This is a genomic window from Brachyspira suanatina (genome assembly GCF_001049755.1).
Lineage (GTDB): Bacteria > Spirochaetota > Brachyspiria > Brachyspirales > Brachyspiraceae > Brachyspira > Brachyspira suanatina.
This window is the reverse complement of the sequence record NZ_CVLB01000001.1, coordinates 464,498-484,612: the sequence shown is the minus strand read 5'-3', so window position 1 is coordinate 484,612 and position 20,115 is coordinate 464,498. Positions and strand designations below refer to the sequence as shown.

At 28.6% G+C, this 20,115-nt stretch carries 17 protein-coding genes and 1 pseudogene; 13 read left to right on the top strand and 5 right to left on the bottom strand.

Annotation, left to right across the window (positions count from 1 at the left end; genetic code table 11):
- The first annotated feature begins 95 nt into the window (after nt 1-95).
- From BRSU_RS02250 to BRSU_RS02195, 12 genes and pseudogenes are all read left to right on the top strand, one after another.
- The gene (locus tag BRSU_RS02250) at nt 96-1,349 is read left to right on the top strand and encodes a hypothetical protein (RefSeq protein ID WP_245158031.1); all 1,254 of its coding nucleotides are present in this window, start codon (nt 96-98) and stop codon (nt 1,347-1,349) included.
- A gap of 13 nt (nt 1,350-1,362) precedes the next feature.
- Nucleotides 1,363-2,112, top strand: coding sequence for a leucine-rich repeat protein (locus BRSU_RS02245; RefSeq protein ID WP_048593594.1), 750 nt, complete (start codon nt 1,363-1,365; stop codon nt 2,110-2,112).
- A 116-nt stretch (nt 2,113-2,228) separates the two neighbouring features.
- The gene (locus BRSU_RS02240) at nt 2,229-3,185 is read left to right on the top strand and encodes a TAXI family TRAP transporter solute-binding subunit (protein ID WP_048593593.1); all 957 of its coding nucleotides are present in this window, start codon (nt 2,229-2,231) and stop codon (nt 3,183-3,185) included.
- A gap of 87 nt (nt 3,186-3,272) precedes the next feature.
- The gene (locus BRSU_RS02235) at nt 3,273-3,791 is read left to right on the top strand and encodes a DUF1850 domain-containing protein (protein ID WP_048593592.1); all 519 of its coding nucleotides are present in this window, start codon (nt 3,273-3,275) and stop codon (nt 3,789-3,791) included.
- Nucleotides 3,788-5,767, top strand: a complete 1,980-nt coding sequence (locus BRSU_RS02230; protein ID WP_048593591.1) for a TRAP transporter permease — start codon at nt 3,788-3,790, stop codon at nt 5,765-5,767. The genes BRSU_RS02235 and BRSU_RS02230 overlap by 4 nt, the downstream gene beginning before the upstream one ends.
- 185 nt (nt 5,768-5,952) lie before the next feature.
- Nucleotides 5,953-7,152, top strand: coding sequence for a MalY/PatB family protein (locus tag BRSU_RS02225; RefSeq protein ID WP_048593590.1), 1,200 nt, complete (start codon nt 5,953-5,955; stop codon nt 7,150-7,152).
- A gap of 19 nt (nt 7,153-7,171) precedes the next feature.
- Complete coding sequence (locus BRSU_RS02220) at nt 7,172-7,645, top strand: GyrI-like domain-containing protein (RefSeq protein WP_048593589.1); 474 nt, start codon at nt 7,172-7,174, stop codon at nt 7,643-7,645.
- Nucleotide 7,646: 1 nt separating this feature from the next.
- Nucleotides 7,647-8,240, top strand: a complete 594-nt coding sequence (gene rdgB / locus BRSU_RS02215) for an RdgB/HAM1 family non-canonical purine NTP pyrophosphatase (protein WP_048593588.1) — start codon at nt 7,647-7,649, stop codon at nt 8,238-8,240.
- Nucleotides 8,241-8,480: 240 nt separating this feature from the next.
- Nucleotides 8,481-9,005 carry a DUF8052 family protein gene (locus BRSU_RS02210; RefSeq protein ID WP_020064249.1) on the top strand — a complete coding sequence of 175 codons (525 nt, stop codon included), beginning with the start codon at nt 8,481-8,483 and terminating at the stop codon, nt 9,003-9,005.
- Between the two features lie 35 nt (nt 9,006-9,040).
- Nucleotides 9,041-10,708: pseudogene (locus tag BRSU_RS15040) on the top strand (carbon starvation CstA family protein).
- Nucleotides 10,709-10,887: 179 nt separating this feature from the next.
- Entirely contained in the window at nt 10,888-11,310 is a 423-nt protein-coding gene (locus BRSU_RS02200; protein ID WP_048593587.1) for a hypothetical protein, read from the top strand.
- 45 nt (nt 11,311-11,355) lie between these two features.
- Nucleotides 11,356-14,199: a tetratricopeptide repeat protein gene (locus BRSU_RS02195; RefSeq protein WP_048593586.1), complete on the top strand. Its 2,844-nt coding sequence runs from the start codon at nt 11,356-11,358 to the stop codon at nt 14,197-14,199.
- A gap of 71 nt (nt 14,200-14,270) precedes the next feature.
- On the opposite strand, the gene BRSU_RS02190 is transcribed toward BRSU_RS02195, so the two are convergent.
- Complete coding sequence (locus BRSU_RS02190) at nt 14,271-15,932, bottom strand: formate--tetrahydrofolate ligase (RefSeq protein ID WP_048593585.1); 1,662 nt, start codon at nt 15,930-15,932, stop codon at nt 14,271-14,273.
- Nucleotides 15,933-16,135: 203 nt separating this feature from the next.
- On the opposite strand from BRSU_RS02190, the gene BRSU_RS02185 reads away from it, so the two are divergent.
- Nucleotides 16,136-17,098 (top strand): Gfo/Idh/MocA family protein, encoded by a 963-nt coding sequence (locus BRSU_RS02185; protein ID WP_048593584.1) that lies wholly within the window; start codon nt 16,136-16,138, stop codon nt 17,096-17,098.
- 83 nt (nt 17,099-17,181) lie between these two features.
- Here the strand turns inward: BRSU_RS02185 and BRSU_RS02180 are convergent, their stop codons facing one another.
- From BRSU_RS02180 to BRSU_RS02165, 4 genes are all read right to left on the bottom strand, one after another.
- Nucleotides 17,182-17,796 (bottom strand): hypothetical protein, encoded by a 615-nt coding sequence (locus tag BRSU_RS02180; protein WP_048593583.1) that lies wholly within the window; start codon nt 17,794-17,796, stop codon nt 17,182-17,184.
- Between the two features lie 51 nt (nt 17,797-17,847).
- The gene (locus tag BRSU_RS02175) at nt 17,848-18,246 is read right to left on the bottom strand and encodes a YbaN family protein (RefSeq protein ID WP_048593582.1); all 399 of its coding nucleotides are present in this window, start codon (nt 18,244-18,246) and stop codon (nt 17,848-17,850) included.
- 18 nt (nt 18,247-18,264) lie between these two features.
- A complete protein-coding gene (locus BRSU_RS02170) occupies nt 18,265-18,678 on the bottom strand; it encodes a nitrous oxide-stimulated promoter family protein (RefSeq protein ID WP_245158030.1) in 414 nt (137 codons plus the stop codon).
- Nucleotides 18,679-18,752: 74 nt separating this feature from the next.
- Nucleotides 18,753-20,060, bottom strand: coding sequence for a cell surface protein (locus BRSU_RS02165; RefSeq protein WP_048593581.1), 1,308 nt, complete (start codon nt 20,058-20,060; stop codon nt 18,753-18,755).
- Nucleotides 20,061-20,115 lie beyond the last annotated feature (55 nt).

Sequence of the window (20,115 nt, the reverse complement as noted above, 5' to 3'; positions counted from 1 at the left end):
AAGAATGAATATTTTTATATAAAATTCTTTTTTTATTATTTTCATGTTGATTTTAGAAAATAATTTTACTATAATAAAAACAATTAGGATTATTTATGAAATACTTTTTACATGTTGCCTTCTTCTTATGTTTGCATATTACATATTTATATTCACAAGATATAAATACTGAATATAATCAATTTATAACTAAATATTTTCAAATGAATAATAAATATAATCAAGGCTATATCGATTATATTTCTAATAACGAATATATAATAAATTTTTTTAATAATGCCAAAAACTTTATAGAAAATATAAATCCGCAATTTTGGAAAGATGTACTTAACAATCCGGAATTAATAGAAAAATATCCGGAATCTCCTAATACAATACTTTTAATGTCAAGTATTGAATTTTTATATGATATTTATAATTTTAATATGTCAGTTGGATATGCAATAGAACAGAAAATTAAAAGAAAAATACAGTTTAATGCTGCTTCAGGAGATAATTATGGATTAATAATTCCTTTACATTTTCCATTAGGTACTGTAGGTATTGGAGCATACTTAAATTTTCAGCTTGAAGATACAAAATCTTCATTAAGTTATGATAATGATTTTGCCAGACTAATAAATTCTATAGATAAAGTACCATTTCCATATATTGAAGTTTTTGGTTCTATTAATTGCTGGACTGCTCCTATGTCCATAGGATTAAGATTTGCATTTATGCCAGGTTACAGCGAATTTTATAATCTTTTTGTTAAAGATACAAAAATAGAAACATTTGGATTACATGGCGGTATGGACTTAAAATTCTATATTTATAGAGATAAATATTTTTTTGTTGATGCCAGAGCAGATTTCAATGTTGATTATGGAAAATTCAATATGGCTTTCATGAATGATAGGTATGTATTTCAGATGCATAATTCCGCAAACAGCACATATACAGGAGCATACTTTGGAACATCAGCCGACATAAAAAGTAAATGGATAAGTTTTGCTTTAACTCCAAAATTAGTTGGAGGATTAAAATTAAGAGATAAAGTTCCATATATAGATTATTTTGCAATATATGGATTTATTGGAGTTGATTTAGTATATAGTTTTGTAGATTCTGATTCTGAATTTGGTATAAATACTGTAACAGAAAATATTAATAATCAAACTTATGAATTTAATACAAGTATGCCTAAAATATCAATAAAAGATAATTATTTCAGTTATGATATAAGAGTTGGTGCAACTATTGATATATTTTACCAATCTTTATCATTTGAATATGCTATATTTTCAAAGAGTTTTTCAGTTATGTTTGTACCATTTGTGTATAGATTTGCTGGAGAACCAAAATTATAAAGGAGTCTAATTTATGAAAATAAAAAGTTTTATAATTCTTATAACTATTATTTTAATTTTTATTATATCTTGTAATATTCAATATTTAAGTCCTGATAATGCATTAGAAGAAGCAAATAAAATCAATTTTTTTGTATACCAAATTCATTTACCATATACTAGCGGAGGAGGAACTTTTCAATGCCCTGTAATATATGATGCTATAGATAGAAGCGGAGGAAGCAGATTAGGAATTAGAGGAATTATAGATAAAACTACAATATTGAGTATAGCAGAATGCTTAAGAAAGCAGCCTGATAAGCATGTATTTTTGTATGCAGAAAATGTTATTTTTGAAGGAAATGGAAAGAAATGGCCTAATGAAAGTTTTATGAATGTAAAAAATCTTACAGGTGTTTATTTTCCAGCTGATATGGAGGCTATAGGAGATAATGCTTTTGATAATTGCACATCTCTTGAAGCTATAGTTTTAGGTACTAATTTTAAAACTATGTATCCTAGTATGCTTGCTGGTGTAAAAAATCTTAAGCATGTTGTGTATTATGGTACAAGATTGGATTTTACAGGTGCTAATAATGGAGATGCTTGGAAAGGAATAGATCAAAAACAAATGACATTATATTTGGGAAATTTTGACGGATATAAAGAAATTATATCAGGAGGAAAAAAATATACTACTACAAATTGGGCTAGATATACTTGGAAAAAAGTTTATTATAAAGGCGAATTTAGTATCGAAGATATAATAGAAGTATTAGAATAATATCATTAATTTATAATAAATCAATAATAATATGAAAAAGATATACACAATAAATATTGACTTTTAATATTATAAAGTGTATTATATTAGTAAATTTTACAAGGAGTATTATTATTATGAGAAATGTTTTTATCACTATTAGTGCCATTCTATCATTAATATTAATGATTGGATGTCAAAAAAGCAACAATCTCAACTACATTTTTGCCACAGGAGGAACAAGTGGTACATACTATTCATTTGGCGGAAGTATAGCTAGTATATGGAATGCCAACATAGAAGGAATGAATGTTACTGCTCAATCAACAGGAGCCTCTGCTGAAAATTTAAGACTTCTTAATAGACATGAAGCTGATTTAGCATTCGTACAAAATGATGTTATGGATTATGCTTATAACGGCACAGATATATTTGATGGCGAAGTATTGTCAAATTTCTCTGCTATTCTTACATTATATCCAGAAATAGTACAAATAGCAGCTACAAAAGCAAGCGGAATTAAAACAATAGCTGATATGAAAGGAAAAAGAATATCAGTTGGAGATGCTGGAAGTGGCACAGAATTCAATGCTAAACAAATATTAGAAGCTTATGGATTGACTTTTAATGATATAAACAAATCAAATCTTTCATTTAAAGAATCAAGCGATGGACTACAAAATGGTACTTTAGATGCTTGTTTCATAGTTGCAGGAATACCTAATGCAGCTTTACAAGAATTATCTCTATCAAGCGATATAGTTTTAGTATCTTTAGACAAAGTTCAGGTAGATGATATCTTAAATAAATATAAATATTATACAGAAGTTACAATACCTGCCAATACATATAATAATGTTACTACAGATACTACTGCAATAGCAGTAAAAGCAACTATTGCTGTTAATAACAATATACCTGAAGATGTTGTTTATAATTTAGTAAAAACTTTATTTGATAAAAAATCTGATTTAGCAACTGCTCATGCTAAAGGTGAAGAATTAAATATTGATGATGCTTATAAAGGCATATCAGTACCTTTCCATCCAGGTGCTTTAAAATATTATAAAGAATTAGGATATAATATAGAATAATTACAAATATACACTTTTAAGATACATTCATTATTATTTATAACATAGATAATAATGAATGCATTAATAATATTCTAAAAATTATATATGTTTAAAAAAGTTATTATATGTATATTTGTCATTGTAGTAATTATTGCTTTATTATTTATACCTCTATTTCCAAGACTTGTATTAAATAGTGTTAAAAATAATAAAGTTAATTTCATATTTAATATTAATAAAAAAGAATTTTTAATTTCATATACCCATTCTGTAAATAAGGGAAGAATTAGAGATTATTATATTATAAATACTAATAATGATATTGTACTGGATAAGACAAGGTTTGTATCTTATGGGGCAGGTATGTCGGATCCGCAAGATAATGAAAATATAATTATTACAGATGATTATATAGAAATAAATAATATTAATAAAATAATAAAAGATTTATATTTATTTGTCGGAATTGTAGCTGACCATAGAATAGAACTTGATGGAAAAGAAATAAAATTAAATACTCTATTCAATCCTCAAGTAAATATAAAAATACAATATAAAAGGGTGTCATTATCTACAATAATAATAAATTTAATGAATAATAAAATATTAAGGGGGAAACAATGAAACACAGAAATGATATTCACATTCCAACAGTTGAAGAAATTGATAGTTACATGAGTAAATATGATAGTGAATCAAGATATAGAAAATATTCTGATTGGAAAAAATATTTAATAATTGTTATATCTGTCGTATTTTGTTTATTTCAATTATATTCAATACTTTCAGGAAAAATTACAGCCCAGGTTGTAAGGGCTACACATTTAGCATTTGTTATACTTCTTGCTTATTTGCTTTTCCCTATGAAAAAAGACATGCCTAAAGATAAACTCCCTTGGTATGATGTAATATTTGCTATAATTGGTGCTGGTTCTTGGAGTTATATTACAATTAATTTTGAAACAATAGTAAGAAGAGCTGGTATATATACAACAACTGATATTATAATAGGAATAATAGGAATACTTCTTGTATTTGAAGCATGCAGAAGAATTGTAGGACTTCCTATACTTGTAATATCTATAATTTTTATTATATATGCATTATTCGGAGCCTATGCACCTGGTTTCTTAAATCATAGAGGTTATTCTCTTCAAAGATTAGTATCACATTTATTTTATAATACTGAAGGAATAATGGGTACTCCTATAGGTGCTTCAGCTACATTTATATTCTTATTCATATTTTTTGGAGCCTTACTTGATAAAACAGGAATAGGTCAGTTTTTTATAGATATATGTAATGCTATAGCAGGCGGATTTGACGGAGGTCCTGCTAAAGTAGCAGTACTTACAAGTGCTATGTTCGGTACAGTATCAGGAAGTTCTGTTTCAAACACTGTAGGTACAGGAAGCTTCACAATACCTATGATGAAATCTTTAGGTTACAGACCTGAGTTTGCAGGTGCTGTTGAGGCTTCAGCTTCTACAGGCGGACAGTTAATGCCTCCTATAATGGGTGCTGCTTCATTCTTAATGGCTGAAAGTTTAGGAATTCCTTATATGGAAGTTGCTAAAGCTGCTATTATACCAGCTATACTTTACTTTACAGGCATATTTATAATGGTGCATTTAGAGGCTAAAAAAACAGGACTTAAAGGTTTATCAAGAGATTCTCTTCCTAAAATAGGAGAACTTTTGATGAAAAAAGGTTATTTAGTTATACCGCTTGCTACTATAATATATTTCTTTGTACTTGGAAAAACTGCTATTTATGCTGGTTTAATGGGTATAATTGCTGCTGGTTTAGTTGCTATTGTAAACTCAATAGTTGACATAATAATGAAAAGAAAAGTAAGTTTCGGATTTAATGACTTAATAGATGTTTTCGTTAATGCTGCTAGAAATATAATAAGCGTTGCTGTTGCTTGTGCTATGGCTGGAGTTATTATAGGTGTTATAACTTTAACAGGTTTAGGCTTAAAAATAGGAGCTGGTTTAATATCTATATCAGGCGGAATACCTCTATTATTATTGTTCTTAACAATGATAAGTTCTATAATACTTGGTATGGGAGTACCTACTACAGCAAATTATCTTATCACTTCTACAATAGCTGCAAGTGCAATTATAGGTTTGGGTTATGAACCTTTAGCTGCTCACATGTTTGTATTCTATTTTGGAATTATAGCTGACGTTACTCCTCCTGTTGCTTTGGCTGCTATGGCTGGTGCTGCTATTGCTAAATCAGACCCTCTTAAAACTGGTATTGAAGCTACAAAACTTTCTATTGGTGCTTTTATCATTCCTTATATGTTTATATTCAATCCTGATATATTAATGATAAACACTACCATTTCTGATGTTATACCTATACTTATAACTTCTCTTATTGGTATGTTCGGAGTATCTGCTGGATTAGAAGGATATGTATTTAGAAAATGTAAAGCTTATGAAAGAATATTATTTATCATAGCAGGTTTATTATCTATATATCCTGAATTTTATTCTGATATTATAGGAATAGCTATTATAGCAATATTAGTTATTGTACAAATAGCTACAAGAAATAAAAATAAAATGAATACTGCAGCTGCTTAATAATATAATAATATAAAAACAATAAAAAGAGGAAGTCTTACAATTTATAAAGGCTCCTCTTTTTTCTTTATAATATTATTTAAATAAAGTATTAATTCCAATTTAATAAAAATTAACTAGATAATAGATTTATTTTATATATTATTATAAAATAAATTTGTATAATTTTCACAAAAGGATATTTAATGATAAATTTTGATGAATTGATAGACAGAAGAAAAACTAATAGTACAAAATGGACTAAAGCTTTCGGAGAAAAACATTTAAAAGAAAATCAAATTCCTATGTGGGTTGCTGACATGGATTTTAAAGCAGCTCCTGAAATTATAGAAGCAATAAAGAAAGAAGCCGATTTCGGTATTTTTGGTTATTTTACATATGATGAATATTATGAATCTGTTATCAAATGGCATAAAGAAAGATATAATTGGGATATAAAAAAAGAATGGCTTAATTTTACTCAAGGATTAGTACAGGGATTTAATATAGCAATATCCGCATTGACAAAACCTGGTGAAAGTGTACTAGTTTTGACTCCTACATACTACCCTATGTTTTCTGGAATAAAAAATCAAGGCTGTCAAATAGTTGAATCAAATTTAATATACGATGATAATACTTGCAGATATACTATAGATTATGAAGATGTAGCAAAAAAAGTAAAAAATCCTAATCTAACGGCTGCTTTAATAGGAAATCCTCATAATCCCACAGGAAGACTTTATTCTATAGAAGAATTATCAAAATTAGCAGATATATTAATAGAAAATAACGTCAAAATAATTTGCGATGATATTCACTGCGATATAATAGTAGATCCGTCAAAAAAATATACACCATTAGCATCTATGGAAAAATACGCCGATCATATAATTTCAATGAATGCTCCTTCAAAAACTTTCAATCTAGCAGGAGCAAAGGTATCAAATATAATAATTCAAAATGAGGAAATAAACAGAGCTTTCAAATTTCAAATGGAAAGATTCTGTGTATCTGTTTCTATATTATCATTAGCAGCTTGTAAAACAGCATATTCAAAATGTGCTTATTGGGTTGATGAAATGAAAAAATATGTTTGGGGAAATTATAATTATATTAAAGACTATATAGAAAATGGTATATTAAAAGATTATATAAAAATTGTGCCTTTAGAAGGTTCTTATTTGATGTTTGCAGATAATAAAAATTTAATGAAAGAATTTAATATGAATCAGGAAGATTTAAATAACTTTTATTATGATTCTTGTAATTTATCCTTAGATGAAGGAGATGCTTTTGGAAATGCAGGTATAGGATTTATGCGTTTTAATCTAGCCACTCAAAGATACTATGTTGAAAAGGCTATGAATAATATATCAGAAGCTGTAAAAAAATTAAAAAAATAAAATAGGAGCTATAAAAATTATGGATATAGAAATAGTAGAAAAAAAAGATTTTGAAGTTATAGGAAAGGTAGCAGAGGGAGAAAGTGAAAAACATTCAAAATGGGTATTACCTTTATGGCAGGAATTTAATAAAAATATTAAAGAAATAATCAATTTAGTAAAAGTTGATGAAAATAATAATTTATCTGGTATATGGGGAATAATGAATGATATAAATGAAACATTTGCTCCTTGGAGAGAAAGAGGAAAATATATGGCAGGTGTAGAAGTAAAAGAAAATTCTTCTGCCCCTGAAGGTTGGAAAAAATGGAATATAAAAGGAGGTAAATTTATAAAAGTTAAATGCAATATAGAAAATTACAGCAAAGTATTCACAAATATAGTAGAAAATTATGCCCCAAAAAACGGCTATACAATAATAGGAAATGTTATGGAATATTATATACCTAACAGCAAAGATTTTTATCTATTTTTTAATATAAAAGGAAATTAATATGCTTGAAAAATTAGTAATAGCAACAGCAAATCAACATAAATTAAAAGAAATAGAATCTCTATTCAAAGGAACTGTAATAAAAGAAATATTATCTATGCCTTCAGATATAGGTGAAATAATAGAAGACGGCAGCACATTTATAGAAAACTCTCTTATAAAAGCAAAAACAGTATATAATCATACTAAATTACCATCTTTGGCAGATGATTCAGGACTATGCGTTAATGCACTTGGAGGAAAACCCGGAATATATTCGGCAAGATACGGAGGAGAAACACTAGGATACAAAGAAAAAATGCAGATGCTTTTAGATGAATTAAAAGATAAAAATGATAGAACAGCATATTTTATCACTTCTGCTGTATGTGTATTAGATGATAATTATTATATAGCAGTTGAAGGACGAGTTAATGGTAAAATAATAGAAAATCCAAGAGGTTTTGAAGGTTTCGGATATGATCCTATATTTCAGCCGGACGGATATAATATCACTTATGCTGAAATGAGTTTAGAAGAAAAAAATTCTATGAGTCATAGAGCATTAGCTATGAATAAAATGAAAAATATTTTATCGTGCATTTCAAATTATTAATTAATAAGAAATATATTATATAATTTATATATACATTGTAAATATAATACATATAAAACAAAAACTATAAAAATAAACAATATATAATAATTATATGATTAATATGTTTTATATAAATAATAAAAATTAAAACAATGTGATTATCAAAATATTTTTAAATAATAACAATTACTATTTAGTATGTATAGTAACTTGACAATGAAAAAAAACTTTATATAATATATAGCATGGAGATGAAAAATGGCTAAACTTCACATCGATAATGAGAATGTAAAAAAATACATATTCAATGTTTCAGAAAAACTTATGAGACATTTTGATCTAGAGTATGAAATTACAAAGGAAGATGAATATTTTGATCTTTATGCCTTTCATAGAAACGATTTTTTCAAGTCATTTATAACTAAATCTACGGTTTATGAAGGTTATTCTGTATTTGAGCATATGCTTTTGAGATTTATTAAAGAATTAAAAAAAGAAGATATAGAAAATTTTCAAGATATGCTTATTAGGCTTACCCCTATACTATCTAATCCTAATAAATTTCATAAAAGAAGTTTAATAACAGGAATACTAGTAACAGAAAGTCCTTTAGATAAAGAATGGGAAAAAATAACTAAAAAATTCTTCTATAAGGTTAATTATAAATTATTATTTCATGGATGGTCAGAAACACAGTACGCTATAGTGTCCATGACAGATAAAAATGTATATCTACCTAAGATGCGTAAGAAAGAATTAAAGCTTCTTCTTTCGGATTTTTAGGAAGTTATAAAAAAAATAAAAAAAGGAGATAAAAAATGAATGCTTTCATTCTTCTATTGTTAGGTATGGTCATATTTTTCGTAGCCTACATTACTTATGGTTCATATTTAGCAAAGAAATGGGGTATAGACCCTGGCAAAAAAACACCTGCTCATACTCTTAATGACGGTAAAGACTATGTACCTACTGATGCTAAAGTTCTATTGTGACACCATTTCTCTTCAATAGCCGGTGCCGGTCCTATCACTGGTCCGATTATTGCTACTATGTTCGGATGGCTTCCAGTATATCTTTGGATCATATTCGGATGTGTATTCTTCGGAGGAGTACATGATTACGGTTCATTAGTTGCTTCTTTAAGACATGAAGGTAAATCTATTGGTGAGGTTATAAGACATAATGTTAGCCAAAAAGGTAAAATAATGTTTACTCTTTATGCATTTATTACTATTTGTTTAGTAGTAGCTGCATTCTTAGATATTACTGCTGGTACTTTTGCTGTAAACGTTGACAACTACAGAGAATCTGCTGCTGCAGGTACTGCAAGTATGTTGTTTATCGTTTTAGCTTTATTATTCGGATTTTTAGTATACAGAAGAGGTGCTAGTGTTGCTGTTTCTACAATTGTGGGAGTAGTATTATTAGCTGCTATTATTTTCATTTCTGATAAATTCCCATTCTTAACTTTAGAAAAAGTACATTGGCAAATAATATTAGTTATTTATATAATATTAGCTTCTTTAATGCCTGTTTGGATATTGTTACAGCCTAGAGACTATTTGTCTTCATTCTTGCTTTATGCTATGGTTGTAGGCGGCGTTGTAGGTTTAGTTATAATGAGACCTGCCGTACAAACTCCTGCATTTACTAGCTTTATGCCTAGTGAAGGTAATTATTTATTCCCAATACTTTTCATTACTGTTGCTTGTGGTGCTATATCTGGTTTCCATGCTCTTGTTAGCTCTGGTACTAGTGCTAAACAGCTTAACAGTGAAAAAGATGCAAAATTAGTAGGATACGGTGCTATGCTTATTGAAGGTATAGTTGCTATAGTAGCCTTAATGAGTGTTTCTGCTGTCGCTGGTAACGGTGAAGGTACTCCTGCTGCTAGATTTGCTACTGGTGTTGCTACTTTCATGACTTCTTTCGGAGTTCCTCTAAGTATGGGTAAAACTTTCGTTACTTTAGCATTTGCTTCTTTTGCTTTAACTTCATTAGACAGTGCTACTCGTATAGGAAGATACTTAATACAGGAATTAGGTGAATATACTGGTGCTGACGGAAGAGTACATAAAACTTTCTTAACTAATCCTTATATAGCTACTGGTATTACAGTTCTATTCTCTTTAGGATTTACTCTTTACGGTTATGCTAGAATTTGGCCTATATTCGGAAGTGCTAACCAATTATTAGCTGGTTTATCATTATTAGCAGTTGCTGCTTGGATAAAAAATCGTCAGAAAAGAACTTCTTGGGAAAATATTATTCCTTTGACTTTTATGTTCGCAGTTACTCTTTCAGCTTTAGCTTTAGTTGTTTACACTAACATTATGAAAGCTACTTTCGACGGTTATGTATTAGCTGCTATTGCTGCTGTTATGATCATATTGGCTGTTGTTGAATTATTCATCACTGGTCAATGGGCTCGTGGATTATCTAAAGAAACTGCTTCTAACCCTAATGATCCTATCAAAAACAAATAATTTTATTTAATATAGAATTTCCCCTTTCATAATTATTTTATGGAAGGGGTTTTTTATTTTACTATATTTTAGTACCATAAGTATTATTTAAATCAAATTTTTAATCTAATTAAATTTTTAACTTTGTCGATATTCTATATGACTCATATTTTAAACAAAGGTGAATATTTTCTAATATTATGTCTAGTAAAAAATTTAAATTAAAAGAAGAAAAAGCAGTGTTTGCTGATATTAGATCTGCAATATCTATAGCAATATTTGACAGTGAAATTAATAATTATGACGGCAGTGTTGATACAGATGTAAGAAGAGCTGTTATGTATAATAAAATAGTATTTGAAAACTTAGTAAAGCGTCTGTTCTCATATCAAGCAAGCAGAGAAGATAAAAAGGATAGATTAAAAGAACTTTCAATTATAAAAATGATAAAAAATGAAAGTAATTCCATATCTAAAGAAAGGATTTACTATGTAGAAAATCCTAATGAGCAAACTTTTGAATTTTTAAATGATGTTTTAGATAAAGATAAAAAGGTAAGAGGATACAGTGAATATATACTATATTCGCTATTTAATCATTATTTTGACTATATAAAAAATTGATAGTTTTAAATATTATCCTTACAATATAAAGAGGATCATATTATTATGAAAAAAATTCTTTCAATAATTATAATATATATTTTTATATCATTATCATCAATATTATTAGCGCAAAATGCAGCACCAAATGATGAAAGAAATATTGACAGAGAATTTTATAATGCAGAAAAACTTTTCTTCCAAAAAAAATATAATTTTGCGAGAGAAGCATTTCTTTTATATTTAAAAAGAAGACCATTATCTACAAATGATATGCTTTATTATTATATAGGAGCATGTTATTTCCAAGATAAACAATATGAAAATGCCATAAATTATTATAAATTAGCATTCGATATCAATGATTCATATTCATATTGTAATAATATAGCAAACTCATACTATCAATTAAAAAATTATGAAGATGCTTTGCTTTGGTATAACAGATCAATAGAACGTCTTCATTCACCATACACAACTAAATTAAATCATGAAGTATTGACTAATTATACAGTTTCACAAAATGTAGTAACAAATACAATATTTATTTTTGATGTTAATGATACTTCTTCTAATGAATCTATGACTAATATATCTATAGGATCAAATGATTCATTAACAAATACATTTATATCAACAAATATATCTAATCCGACTATAACTACAAATACAGTATCAACAAATTTATCATCTGATACTAATGCAATATCCGATGCCATAAATAATCAAAATATTGCAAATGAAAATATAAAAAATACATTGGATAATACATTTACAAAACTTCCATTATTTACAAATGTAGTTATAACAAATACATATACAAATAATTATGAATTTACAAATACAACAGTAATATTTGAAGCAAATGCTAATTTTAATTTAGAAGTAGTAGATCCTTCTGTTTCAGAAACTTCACTTCCTCCAGACAATGTAACTAATGAAGCAGCTGTAGGAGACTCAAATACTGTAACTATGAATACAAATTCTACAGTTACTGGCTCTACTTATGTAATAACAGAAGAAAATCCATTCATTGTAACAAATATAGTTATAATGACTAATGTTATGGATACTAACGGAAATATGGTAGAGATAAAAACAAATATAGCTTCAGTAGATGCATATAATACTTGGGCTTTATATTATAGTGCTTATCTTAATATGGGGCATACTTTCTTGGCGCTTGGTGAAATAACTAATGCTGCTATATCTTATGAAATATTTTTAACTAATGTAGGCGGAGACTATTATCAGAAAGAATCTTTGGAAAGAGTTATATCTCTTATAAGAAGTAATGATACATCAATAAAATTTATGCCTTTCACCAATAATCATAGGGTAAATACAAATAATGACGGAAGCATAACAACAGAAAATATATTCCCTAATTTTGATTATGAAAGAGAAACTATATATCCTAATGGTGTAAGAATAGTTTATGAAAATGGAAAAATAGAAAAAACAAAGATGTATTCAAACAATTATGAAGTTTCAGATACTATATATCCTTATGGAAAAAGAGAAATAGAAACAGTATTTGAAAATGGAGATAAAAGATTAGAAACATATATGGCGGATAATTCAAAATCTATAAATACAAAAAATTCTGCCGGAGATACATTTGAATACACTTTATATCCTGACGGTTCATTCATAAATAGAAAAACTTTAGACAGCAATAAAGCATTTGTAGTAGAAAGATCTGACGGATCTATTACAACAAACTATAAAGATGATAACGGAGCATTCTTCTATACAAGAAGCTTAGACGGTACAGAAGTAAAAAGAACTGAGGATAATTCCGGAAATATTACAACTGAGACAAGAAGAGTTGATGGAGCTGTTATAGTAAAAACAGAGAACCCTGACGGAAGTTATGTAGTAGTAGCAAATTACATAGACGGAAGTATAGGAACTACAACAGTAGATACAAATGGAATAAGCAATTTAAAAATAGTTTATCCTGACGGAAGAGTTGAGGAAAGAAATTCAACAGGAGCAGGTGCAGGTACATTCTCATACAATGTTAAATCCGATGATGGAAGTATTATAACAAAAACTTATAATGAAGACGGATCATTTACAGTAGTAACTAAAAAAGTAGACGGTACAGTAATAACTGATACAGTTGCTGAAGATACTATAAGCGAAATAAAGATGCCTGACGGTACTACTATAAAAAGAGTAATAAGACAGGATGGATCAAGAGAAACTACTACCCTTAACAAAGATTCAAGTACAGTAACAGAAGTAGTAGCTGCAGATTCAAGCAGTATAACAACAACTATAAAACCTAACGGATCAAGTATAGTAGTAGTGAAAGACATACAAGGAAACACAGAAACTACAACAACAGAGGCAGACGGAAGCACTTCCACTACAAAAACTTATATTGATGGAAGATCAACTGTTAATGAAGTGAGAGCTGATGGAGTTTCTATAGATATAGAAAATGACGGAAGAAATAAAACTACTGTGGCAAGAGATGCTGAAGGATATGTACTTGAAATGAAGCAGTACAGGAATGAAGATCCTGAAATAACTTTAGTTGATTCTTTAGGAGAGCCTGTTGAAGCAGAGATTGCCAAAACAGTTATTAGAAGAATGGATTTAAATATAAGAGTTGAGGATATTGATAATCTTAAATTACCTCCGCCTCCTCCAGAACCAGAACCTGTAGAAGATACTACTATCACTGATGACACTACTACAGAGGATACTACAGTTACAGAAGATACTACTGCCACTGATGATACTACAGTAACAGATGACACAACTGCAGGTGATACTGTTACAGATGATACAGCTGCCGATACAACAGGGGATACTGCTACAGATAATACAGGTACTGATACAACTGCAAATGATACTGCTGATAATACAGCATTACCAGATGCAACAACAGAATAACAATTAAATTAATATAAAAATAAAAGAGCCATGAAAATCATGGCTCTTTTTTATACTCTAATTATTTTATTTTAAAATAAACCTTTTATCTTGCCATTTTCATCTATATCAATATTGCAGGCAACAGGAATTTTAGGAAGTCCCGGCATATCTATAATACCGCCAGCCATAGCAATAATGAATCCTGCTCCTGATGCAAGTTTTATTTCATCAATATTTAATGTATAGCCTTTAGGGGCATTTAGTAAAGCAGGATTATCTGATATTGATTTTTGAGTTTTTGATATACATATAGGAAGATTGCCGAATCCCATATTTTCTATTTTCTTCATCATTTTTAATGCTTTATTAGAAAATTTAATTTCCCCTGCCGAATATATTTCTTTGCATATAGTTTCTATTTTTTCTTTTATACTTTTTTCTAATTCATATAAAGGCTTATAATTTGATTCTTCAGAAGCTGCTTTTAAAACTTTATGAGATAATTCTATTGCCCCTTCTCCGCCTTTAGCCCAAACTTCGCATAATGAAATATCTACCCCTTTACTCTCGCAATGTTTTGTTATGCATTCCACTTCTTTATCAGTATCAGAAACGAATTTATTAATTGCCACTACCACAGGTACATTATATTTCTGCATATTCTCAATATGTTTATCCAAATTTTCAAAACCTTTAGTTAAAGCTTCTAAATCTTCTTTATTAATATCAGAAGCTCCTCCATGATGTTTCAATGCTCTTATAGTAGCAACCAATACAATACAATTAGGCTTTAAACCGGCAAGACGACATTTAATATCAAGAAACTTTTCAGCTCCTAAATCAGCAGCGAAACCTGCCTCTGTAATAGTATAGTCGGATAATTTCAAAGCCATTTTTGTAGCAAGTATAGAATTACATCCATGAGCAATATTAGCGAAAGGACCTCCATGAACTATAACAGGAGTATTCTCAAGTGTCTGTACTAAATTAGGTTTTATAGCATCTTTAAGCAATGTACATGCTGCACCTTCTATTTTTAAATCTCTCACTCTCAAAGGATTATCATTAATATCATAAGCAAATATAACATTTCCTATTTTCTCTTTTAAATCCATTAATGAATTTGATAAGCAGAGTATAGCCATAATTTCAGATGATACAGTTATTTGAAATGATGACTGCCTTACAACACCATTCTCACTTCCGCCAAGTCCTATAACTATATCTCTCAAAGCTCTGTCATTCATATCCAAAACTCTTTTGAATACTATTTTATTAACATCTATTTTTAATTCATTTCCTTGTTTAATATGATTATCTATACAAGCGGATATTAAATTATGGGCACTGCTTATAGCATGAAAATCTCCATTAAAATGAAGATTAATATCTTCCATAGGTACAATTTGAGAATAGCCTCCTCCGCATGCCCCTCCTTTTATACCGAATACAGGTCCAAGAGATGGTTCCCTTAAAGCAGCAACAGCATTCACTCCTATTTTATTTAATCCCTGAGTAAGCCCTATTGTAACAGTGGATTTTCCTTCTCCAGCTGGTGTAGGAGTTATGGCAGTTACCAAAACTAATTTTCCATCTTTTTTATCTTTTAATTTATTTAATAATGATAATTCTATCTTTGCCTTATATTTTCCGTATACCTCATAATCATCATCAGTCAGATTCAATTTCGCTGCTATTTTTTCTATTCTTTCCAATTTGCATTCTTGAGCTATTTCTATATCTGTTTTCATACATACTCCAATCAAATAATTTTTATATACGTTTAAAATATACTATACTTTTAAAATATTTGATAGTATATAAAATTTTATAAAATAAAAAAATATTATTGAATTTTGTAGAATTATTATTATAATCTTTAAACGTTTAAAATATTTATTACAAATAAAATTTATTTAAGCATTTAATTATTAATTTATAAAAAGGATAGTCAATGGATAAAGTAAATATAAGTATTATAGGTGTAGGAAGAATGGGTCAATTCCATTTAAATGTTGTAAGCCAAATAAATCAAATAAATTTATCAGGCATATATGATGCTGATGAAAATCATTTAAACGAAATATCACAAAAACATAATATAAGAAAATTTAATAGTTTAGATGAAGCAATAGATAATTCTGATGCTGTTATAATAGCAAGCCCTACAATGTATCATTTTGAAATAGCTAAAAAAGCTGTAGAAAAAGGAAAGCATGTATTAGTAGAAAAACCAATGACTGAAACTTATGCTCAAGCATTAGAATTAGAAGAAATCGTTAAACAAAAAAATGTTATACTTCAGGTTGGTCACGTTGAAAGATTTAACGGTGCTGTACAGGAACTTCATCATATAATAGAAAAACCTTATTTAATAGAAGCTAGAAGATTAGCTCCTTTTACTCCTCGTATTACTGATGTGGGTGTTGTATTTGATATAATGATTCATGATTTAGATATAGTTACTTCTTTAGTGAAAAAACCAATAGTAAGATTTTCAGCAAGCGGAAAAAGAATAAGAACAAATAATGAAGATATTGCAAGTGCATTATTAGAATTTGAAGATTCAACTATAGCAACTATAAGTGCAAGCAGAGTAACTCAGGAAAAAATAAGAACTTTAGCTATCAGTACAGAGGAAGCATATTTCATATTAGACTATGCTACTCAAGATATAACTATACATAGACAGGCTGCAAGTCAAAGTAATATAAAAACTTCAGTTGGTATTAATTATAAGCAGGAATCTATAATAGAAAGAGTATTTATACATAGAGATAACCCTTTAAAATTAGAAGATGAACATTTTGCTAATTGTATATTAGGAAAAGATAAAAGATTCGTATCTATTGAAGATGATGTTAACACAATAAAATTAACTGAATCCATTTTAAAAGAAATCAAAAAAACTTGGTAATAATTTTACCGCACATAACAAATATTGCCTAGTATTAATTTTGTAATTAATACTAGGCAATTATAATAATTAGGAGAAGCAGTTTAAAAATAATACCTTCCTCCGATACTCATTCTGCCAAATCCGGCTTTATTAATTTTTGCAGGATATCCAAGTTCTTTACCGTCAGGAACAAGATGAAGTCCACCGCCAAACTCTAATACTATACCAACATGTTTACTCACATTAATATTAAAACCGGCTCCTCCCCCAACCTCCCAATAGTATGGAGAAGCAAATAAAAATTTCCCACTTTTATCAGGATCAAAAGATAAAAATCCAAAACTAAAAAAAGCAAATCCATATCTTGATATACCTATCTCGCCAGTATATTCATCATTATTGCCAAAAGTAAATTTTTGCATAAGTCCTAGCTGATACATTTGTGGATTATCATCATATATTTTTGAACCTGTTACGGCAGTATAGCTTTTTATTTGAAAATTATTATATTTCATTATCTTGAAACCAAATTCTATATTAACAGTTGTCTTGATAGAATCCGCACTGCTGAATAATCCTATAGAAAAAAATCTATTATCCAATACAGACTGAAAACCTTTTTTTTCATTATCTTCTTTATTTTCCTCTGTATGTACTATAGTAAATAAATTAAAAAATAAAATATTCACCATAAAAATATATCTTAGTATTTTCATCATATCTCCAAATCAAAACAAAGGGAAATATCAATAATTCAAAAAATGTTATTATTTATTGCTTTCTTCTAATTCTGTTATTTCTTCGCCTTCTTTTATAGTTCTTATTTGAGTAAAGAAATAGACATACTTAGCAATAAAAAGTATTAGAAGAGCAATTCTAGCATGTAGATTATTTACAAAAATAAATGTAACTATAAGCATAGCACTTACAGGCAAAAGTATAGTGAGTTTAGCTTTTAAAGTCATAGCCCTTGATTTCACAAAACTTTCTAAATATTTTTTATATAGTTTTGTAGACATAAACCAATCATGAAATTTTTTAGAGCCCTTAGCAAAAAAGAAAGATGCAAGTAAAAGAAAAGGTGTTGTAGGAAGTATAGGCACAACTATTCCCACAGCACCTATACCTATAAAAATAAAACCTAAACATATAAATAATATTCTCATATAACACCTTCAATAACTTTAAATATTTTTCTTCATATTGCATACAAACATAACAAAAACATGTTTCAAAGCAATTACAGGACTATAAAAAATCATTCTCTTTCCAGAAAAAATCATTATATTTTTTATTTTCTCTCTCATATCTTTTTTATAGCAATGAGAAGAGCATGCACTGCAAAATGTTTTTGTAGAAATGAATCTGCATTTTGAAGTTCTTTCGCAAGCATAATTATAAACTTCTTCACATTCTTTGCAAATATTTTTACTTCCAAATGTTTTATTATAATTTTTATGATACTCTTTATGATTATGTTTACAATACAATTTAATCATATAGAGCAGCATATTTTTTTCATAATCTATTTTTCTTTTTATTTTTTTAATATTATTTTCTTTATTTTTTAAAATAACTTTCATATTAGTAGTTTTCATATTGGGCATCTTATATTCTAAGACACCCAATAAATATATTTTCCCAAAGATCAATAAATCAATAATTTAGCAAATTAAAATTTCCAAGTGATACCAGTACTTCCATTGAAAGCCAAACCTCCCTGCTTGCTGTCTCCTATACTATCAATAGTAGTAGCACTTCCTATTTGAGCCTCAAAATACCATTCTAAATTAGGTTTAGGAGTTATATATAATTCTCCATATACCAAATATCCAACCGAATAAAATAAAGGCGGTACTCTTACAGGCTTAGCACTGCTTGCATAAGAATTAATTCCTCCTGTAATCATAGAGAATGATAAAGCAGGCTCTAAATACAATGTAATAAACTCGCTTTCAGCAGTAAAACCCACAGGTACAGATATTCCTAAAAACTGCGGTTTTGTAAGATAATACTCTGCACCTCCTATTTCTATTGAAGCGCCTTCACCGGTAAATGCTATATTATGAGCTGTAAAATCATAATATGGAGCCATAGTAAAACCTGTATCACCTATTGAAAAAGCACCTATAGGATTTGAAGCATCTATATTGTAGAGTCCGAATCCTGCCCCTCCTTCTTTAGTTCCAGCAGGTGTTGTTACTTTATATGAAGTGCCAGTAAAGTCAGCTATAGAACCTTGATATAATACTCTTATCTGAGGCTCTACTAATACAGGATCTGTTGCCGCTATAAAATAACCCCTTACATCTATACCTATAGAATGAGCTGTAGTATCTTTAATAAATCCGTATTTTCCATTCTCGCCTACAGTTCCATTCACAGTACCAATATTTATATTTCCGCCTCCTGTTAAATCTCCTCTTCTGCTATCATTAGCTTTTAATCTATACATACCATATTTAAGATTAACTCTTATTCTGCTGAATATATTATTTCCTGTATAATATTCTATTCTAGTATCTGTAGAAACTGCTATATCTCCGTCATTAACATTTCCGCTTCCTACTCCTATTGTAACAGGTACATTGATTCTTAAATTATCATTCAAAGCTGTTGCTGTTATTATAGGAGTATGCGCCTGCCAGCTTCCTGATACATATTTAAACTGATAACCTAAACCTATACCGAAACTTTCTGTTTTATATCCAAATCCTGCTATTGCTGCCGGTCTGAATGTATTTACTCCTCCTTTACTACCGCTGTCTAAATTATCAAGCAATACTCCTGCTGTTTCGCCTGATACTCCAACCATAAATCTTAAATTTTCAGTTCCTGCCAATACACCTAATCTATCAAGTCTTATCGTTAATTGATTTTCATCAACTAAAAAGTCATTGAAATCTTCCACAACAGTATAACTAAATGCACTATAAGCAGTTATTAATAAAGCTGCTAAAATAAAATATAAACGTTTCATATATAATCCTTTATTTTGTTTATAATTTTTTTAACAACTTTGTACTTTTATTAAT